2 protein-coding genes and 6 tRNA genes are annotated in these 6934 nt (G+C 43.9%); all 8 read right to left on the bottom strand.

The window, feature by feature from the left end:
* Nucleotides 1-257 precede the first annotated feature (257 nt).
* The 8 genes from ACOJUO_RS19835 to csrA all read right to left on the bottom strand — a co-directional run bounded on the left by ACOJUO_RS19835 (nt 258) and on the right by csrA (nt 6559).
* A tRNA-Ser gene (locus ACOJUO_RS19835) sits at nt 258-350 on the bottom strand.
* Nucleotides 351-391: 41 nt separating this feature from the next.
* Nucleotides 392-468 (bottom strand) — tRNA-Arg (locus ACOJUO_RS19830).
* Between the two features lie 22 nt (nt 469-490).
* Nucleotides 491-567: transfer RNA gene (locus ACOJUO_RS19825), tRNA-Arg, on the bottom strand.
* A 19-nt stretch (nt 568-586) separates the two neighbouring features.
* Nucleotides 587-679: transfer RNA gene (locus tag ACOJUO_RS19820), tRNA-Ser, on the bottom strand.
* A 39-nt stretch (nt 680-718) separates the two neighbouring features.
* Nucleotides 719-795, bottom strand: a tRNA-Arg gene (locus ACOJUO_RS19815).
* A gap of 174 nt (nt 796-969) precedes the next feature.
* Nucleotides 970-4827 carry an autotransporter outer membrane beta-barrel domain-containing protein gene (locus ACOJUO_RS19810; RefSeq protein WP_422137910.1) on the bottom strand — a complete coding sequence of 1286 codons (3858 nt, stop codon included), beginning with the start codon at nt 4825-4827 and terminating at the stop codon, nt 970-972.
* Nucleotides 4828-6053: 1226 nt separating this feature from the next.
* A tRNA-Ser gene (locus ACOJUO_RS19805) sits at nt 6054-6146 on the bottom strand.
* Between the two features lie 209 nt (nt 6147-6355).
* Nucleotides 6356-6559, bottom strand: coding sequence for a carbon storage regulator CsrA (csrA, locus tag ACOJUO_RS19800; protein WP_422133656.1), 204 nt, complete (start codon nt 6557-6559; stop codon nt 6356-6358).
* Between the last annotated feature and the right edge of the window lie 375 nt (nt 6560-6934).

Here is a 6934-nt window from a genome sequence, read left to right as displayed (position 1 = left end):
ATTGAATAACTCCATCAAAGAACGGCGGCTGATCAGATTAGGGCTGATTCTCCATGCTATTTGTTGTAAGTAGAACTTGAAAGCCGTTGTATTCTGAGCAACGCGTAACAAAAGTGAATCACTTTCAGCTCAGAGCCAAAATTTATATGGCAAGGCTAAAAGCTTCTCTGAGGCACTTGAAAGAGGTTGCTAACTGCATAACTTGAGTTGTTTAAACAGTCAAGCATTGATAAATCAATGAGTTAAGAGATACAGAATGGCGGTGAGGGAGGGATTCGAACCCTCGATACGGCTACAAACCGTATACTCCCTTAGCAGGGGAGCGCCTTCAGCCTCTCGGCCACCTCACCGTCATATTCTTTGTTTTGATGGGGTTACCCAACTTTCAAATTGGCGCGTCCGGGAGGATTCGAACCTCCGACCGCCTGGTTCGTAGCCAGGTACTCTATCCAGCTGAGCTACGGACGCTCATATTTGAAAACTTCTTAAATGGCGCGCTCGGGAGGATTCGAACCTCCGACCGCCTGGTTCGTAGCCAGGTACTCTATCCAGCTGAGCTACGAGCGCGTAATACTAACTTGTTCACTGGCGGTGAGGGAGGGATTCGAACCCTCGATACGGCTACAAACCGTATACTCCCTTAGCAGGGGAGCGCCTTCAGCCTCTCGGCCACCTCACCGGTACAACTTATACTAGCGACACTTGCCGTTTTAATGAGTGGCGCGCTCGGGAGGATTCGAACCTCCGACCGCCTGGTTCGTAGCCAGGTACTCTATCCAGCTGAGCTACGAGCACGCTGCATCAACGGGAGCGAACTATAGAGATTTAACCCCGAGGAGTCAACGGTATTGTGGCAATTTTCACATTTGAACAACAACGCACAACAACGAAAAAGCCCCACACAGGCAGGGCTAAAAAAGTTCAGGTCCAACTAAAGACGCTGGTGGTTAGACGTTAGTTTGCAACCAATCAAAAATCATAACGGATAGTTGCATTCAAGCTATCCGCCTTGAAGTCCCCCATCCAGTTATTGTCATAATGCAGACTCAAGCTCAGGTTGTTTTCCATTTTGTAGTTAACACCCAAACCGGCCAGGAAGCGATTTTGCTCACGTTCAGCACCCGTGAATGTCAAGGTTTTACCGCCTTGAAGGATTGTCACCGTTGCTTCAGGCTTTTCATCCTTAAAGTCATGGTAACCCATCAGAACAAACTCAGGTTGGAGAATACCTCGACCCAACTCGAAATCACCCATAAGCTTCAAACCTGCACCCAGCTCCATGACTTCGAATTCCTTCATCTTACGCTTCTGAGCCCAGTCACCTGTTTGCTTTTCAGTGAGATCATCAAATTTAACACTGTTATAGCCAAAGGTGACCTGAGGCTGAAGAACCCACTGATTTATCTGATAGTTATAGCCAGCTACTAAACGTGCCCCCCAGACAGTGCTATCGGCTTCGCCTCTGTAAGCAGTCTTTTCCAGCTGAACTTTACGCTTGTATTCATTGACTCCCTTACCATAACTGAACATTGAGTCCAGGAAGTAATTATTTTGATTCCATCCAGTATAAAGGGTGCCCATATAAGTATCGGTCGCTGTTTCACGATGTATGTCGTTAGTTTCAACCTTTGTATTACCATAGGTGAAGGCAAAACCGACCGTCATCTGATCATTAAGCGTGGTATCAGCACCAAGAGTGACTCCATTAACTCTGGCTTGATAACCTTTTAGAACTTCATCATTATCAAGCTTTCCGTTATTGAAAATATACTCGGCCCAAAACCCCTGAGACTGATACATATCGCCAGCATTAACTCCAGTACGGTTACTGTTGAGACGACGACCAATCGACTCATTAACTTTATTTTGCAAAGTTACAGAAGCACGACCCACTGCGTTATTGAGACCGGGCAACTGCTGGTCAGCAAACAACTTGATGTCCTGCTGCTCCGCCATTGTTACAAGGTTGAACATAGACTGTGATGAAACCATATTGTCAGTAGACAATGCCGATTCATAGGTAGCAATGTACATTTTTGCCTGATCTTCAGACAGACTATATTGAGAGCGCAATTTCTGAACCGGATTGTCATCATACTTCACATTAATAGAGTATACAGACTTGCCAGTCTTCTCACTCTTCGCAAATCCACTGTCTGAAGCATCAATGAATACGGTACCTGTATCGGGAGCAACAAAGCTACCCTCTACTTTATCGGCCTCAATAACTGCAATCGAAGTAGTCAAAGGCTTACCAGACTTGGCTTCTTCATAAAGATTTTTGGCATTTTCAAAACGTTTCTTACTGTCAATGCTATTGGTCAAATCAAGTTTGATCTGGTTCTGTCCCTGCAACTTCAAAGAACCATCAACACTGACATAGGGGACAGACGACAGTGATTTATCATCACCATCCACGACAAGGAACAGGTTAGCACCTTTCTCAAGTGTTTTACCCTTCGTTGCCAATAATGAAGGTGCTGACTCAAGAACAGGGGTATTTTTCTCATCCAGCTTGCTTTGCTTAAACGTCTTAAAGAGTTTCAAACTACCTTTGGAATCGACAACCAAAGGAGCAACCACTTTGACCTGCTTGAGTTCAGTAGATTGAAAGATAGGCATTTGAGACTTTTTAGTAGCTACCCTATCCAAAGTTCTCAGCTCAGTAGTGCCGGGCTTAACATCAATCTGACCCGTTACAAGCACTTCCTTTAGGTGCCCTCGCTCTTTCCCATCAACAACGCCGCCAATCTCACCACCCTTCAAAGTACCTTTTTTCAGAGTAACTGTTGAACCAGTGAAGCGTTCAGGATCTTTCTCATCGCCATTTTCAGCAGCAAAGCCTTGTAGGCTACCTTCTAAAGTACCACCGTCCAAAATAAAGTGTCTGAAACCATGAATATCCTTGGACACTTCCTGCCCGACAGCCAGAGTTACATCTGCGTCTCTACTAACGAAAACAGGCTGCGCATCATTAGACATTGATCGAACGGTCGCTTTTCCTCTCAGGTCAAACGAGACCAGTGGCCTTTCGAGCGTGCTGACTTCGTCGGCATACAGTTGACCATCTTCAACCAGAACTTTCTCAATATCAGTAAGGCTGACGTGTGAGACAGAGCCTTTCCTAACCTCAAACACATCAAGTACATCTTCAGCTTCAACATCAACAACGTGCTCTGCAAAACCATCAATGGAGCCTTCCATTGCCTTCTGAGCATTAAGACCTTTAACGGGAACAGCCTTGATTTCAGTAAGCGTAATTGAATTTGGCTGTTTCATTTTCCTAGTGTTGTCATTACCTTCTAACTCATCAGAAATAATGCTTTCCAGAGCAATCTTGTTCTCTTCCTGCATACTCAGATGAGTATTACTCAGAACGATATTCTGACCAGCCACAACGCCTTTTCCAGCATTTGCTGTATCGTCGGACCCTGCATCAACAGTTATATCACTGTCTGTGATAGTGACATTAGCGGATGCTGGAGTAACACCATCTTCCGCAACACCGATTTGTCGAACAACCAACCTGGAGCCTTTGATCTCTATATCTTCATAGCCTTTCAGATTGACAGTACCTTTTTTAGCCCCATCGATAACTGCTACCGCAGCTTTTCGTGCAATTGGCTTATGGACCTTTTTACCATGCTTATTCATGGCTTCTTCCATAATTTCCAATTGCTCTGGTAGTACTCCTACCAAGTCTAAAAAAGTATCAACAGTCTTGGTTTTTTTTCCGTCAACTTCGACATCAACACCCGTTACATCATCAACACCTTTCAGATAGATGATCGTAGATCGGATAGCACCATCTTTTGCGATACGTACCGATGTACCTTCTTTGGCAACAAATGCATCAAGTGCTCGTTCACTTGTGCCGAAACCTTCATGCACCGCACTGGATCTCCCAGAAAGAACAACTGTGCCGTATGCCTTAACATCAGCCTCGTCTTCAGTTGCAGCTGATGCTACCACTGGTACTCTTTCTCCCTCTTTAAAACCACTGCTGACATCCGCCAGTTCCAACACTCTGGTTTTAAAGCCCAGCCCGGTCACTTTACCATTGCCATTTGTCTTTAATTCAAAGACTTCTTCAACATTGGTCAGCTTTTCAAGAACTGTTTTTCTGACACCCCCGTCAGATAAATCGATACCTTTCAGTATGATTGCATCCGGAGCCACCTTAACCTTTTTCGTTTTCCTGGTAGATTCATCCACAACTTCTTTTTCAACGAGAATGGCATCACGAAGTGCTAAATTTTCAAGTTCTACCAATCTTTTAACGTAGGCGTTCCTGGCTTCATTAAGGCTTTGACCGTCTTTTTTAAAAAGGTGTTTATCAAGCCCATAATCTTGACCACTAAAGCTCGATTGCGTCTCTGCTGCACCCAAAGACTCAAGTGCACTATGCGCTCTCCCCAAAACGGCCCTTTCCCGCTTAACCAAAGACTCTGACTCTTTTGGCTTGCGATCATCGGCAGATACACTTCTTTCACTTAACAATAAAAAATCAGGTGCATCTATTTCAAGCTGCTTCCAGAAACTGGCATTGATGAATAAACGCTCTGCATCTGTTTGTTTTTCATCATGTTTAACTTTATAGACTTCATAACGTTTAACTGCCTTATCAGCCTGTTTAATCAGTGGATCATCAGAAAGCATTTCATTCCTAACTTTTACCATTCCGGAAAGATCTACTTTTTCAACTGTTTTAAAGAAATCTTTGTTATTCACGAGGAATTGAGCCTGTGAACATTTACTATAACCCCCAAGAGCCGTGACCACGGCTATGGAAAGCAGTGTCTTATTAAACACCTGAACCTGTCTCATTACTGCAACTCCAACCTCTTTTCTGGATGTTCTTTTCGTTGAACTTTCTCATTTATGAGTTTTCAAATTAACGGACATATCAGACATAGGAGCCTGAAGGCAAGGTATCGTACAGATGGCAACAAGTAATATTAAATACTTTTTCAGAATTAAAAGTGATATTAATTTTTCTATAGATTCTATAGATATAAAGATTCTTTCTTTTAGAAACCTGCAACTAACCCCCAGCGCCTATTAATTAAAACATTGGTAAATTTTTCGTATATGTTTTAACAAACACAACAGTATCAATCAAAAACTGCCAGGTTAAGTCACTATATTAGGGAGCTAAGCTTCCGATAAATAAAAATGTACATTAGTTCTAAAAAATACTTGCCTATGAAGCACATTCTTTTAATACTTTCTTTCAGCCTTATTTTCTCTGGCTGTCACTCCCCTGCTCCTTTTAATACCACTACCACACAACTTCTGGCCAACTCGAAAAAACTGTCCTCTGTGGAAATATCCACTTCAACCCACACCCTCAAGGCATGGCTATCTGAAAACGCCAGAAAAGAAAGATTAAGGGTCTATATAGAAGGAGATGGTAAAGCCTGGCTAAAGAGGGGTACACCCTCTTCCGACCCAACACCGGTCAATAGACTGGTTCATAGCCTTATGTTGAAGGATCCATACTCCGATATCGCTTATCTGGGCAGACCTTGCCAGTACATCATGACCAAGTTCTGCAATAAATCAGTCTGGACTTTTGGCCGCTACGACAAGGCTTCTCTGACAAGCATTAACGAGGCTTTAGATTATTTGAAGAAAAAGGGTAATTATAGAGAACTCGAGTTGATTGGTTACTCAGGAGGGGCCACTCTGGCTCTGTTATCAGCGGCCCAAAGGGATGACGTGGCCTCAATCTTGACGGTGGCTGGCAACCTCGACCCGTTTTTCACCAACCAGTTTCATAAAGTCAGCCCAATGCCTTCTGCTCTGAACCCGTTAGATTTTCGAGATAAACTCAGAGACATTCCTCAAAGACATTTTTATGGCAGCAAAGACCCCATAATCCCCTATCAAATTTCAAAGCATTATCGAAATTCACTGAGCAACGATAAGTGTATTTCAATCGTTAGAGTTGAAGGAGCATCACATCACAAAGGTTGGAGCAGAGCATGGAGCAGATTGATAACAACCAGCCTGCCCTGTGATCTTAATGAGAAAGGAAACATTAAAGAATCTGGCGGTGAGGGAGGGATTCGAACCCTCGATACGGCTACAAACCGTATACTCCCTTAGCAGGGGAGCGCCTTCAGCCTCTCGGCCACCTCACCGCATGCGCAATTAATACTACTGTTCGCACCCTGGAATGCAAGCTTTTTCTTCTTACTTACGACCAGAGACTTTTATAAAGGTTCTAAAGTTTGTCACCTTATCGGCAAACGCATTATCGCTCCTTAATCGAGACATTTTTCATAGATAAAAAAATACCCGGGCTGTTAGCCGGGTATTTTTCACTGAATTCGGTGTTAAAACCAGATACTCAGTAAGGCTCAGAGGCAGACGGAACACCCCCGTGCTCTTTCTCTTTCTGAATTCTCTGGTAGATCTCTTCACGATGAACGGCAACTTCTTTTGGCGCATTGACTCCAATACGCACCTGGTTACCTTTAACGCCCAGCACAGTGACAGTGACCTCGTCCCCGACCATCAGGGTCTCTCCTACGCGGCGAGTCAGAATCAGCATTACAATCTCCTTATTTACATCTCTGTAAGTCAACGACCGTCAATCCTGAGCACGGTGATGCTTTGCTTGATTGACCTTAGCCCCAAATACGGGAACACTTTCTCAGCAAGGCAGCTACTGCCAGATCACCGTTTCATGCTTGAGAAGCTCTCAGCCAACAGAGTCTAGCCACCGAACCCAACATTTCCATGCGTATTTTTACTAGCAGAGAAATGTAGTCATCAAAAAAATCACATTTTGTAAGTTTTTAACAGGCACAACCCATTCTAGTTGAAGAATCCATGCCTGACGGGAATGACGGTGTATTTGTCCGATATTCCTCCTGACTGTTGATCAAACCAGTCTCAGAGCCATTCGGGTTTAGCACGTTGAACT

The organism is Endozoicomonas sp. ALC020, from assembly GCF_049275935.1.
In the GTDB taxonomy this organism is placed as follows: Bacteria; Pseudomonadota; Gammaproteobacteria; order Pseudomonadales; family Endozoicomonadaceae; genus Endozoicomonas_A.
The sequence above is the reverse complement of the archived record's forward strand: the minus strand, read 5'-3'. Positions and strand labels throughout refer to the sequence as shown.

Bases quoted from the DNA above. Each gene is read 5' to 3' on its own strand.
- csrA (WP_422133656.1), bottom strand. From the start codon at position 6,559: ATGCTGATTCTGACTCGCCGCGTAGGAGAGACCCTGATGGTCGGGGAC.
- ACOJUO_RS19810 (WP_422137910.1), bottom strand. From the start codon at position 4,827: ATGAGACAGGTTCAGGTGTTTAATAAGACACTGCTTTCCATAGCCGTG.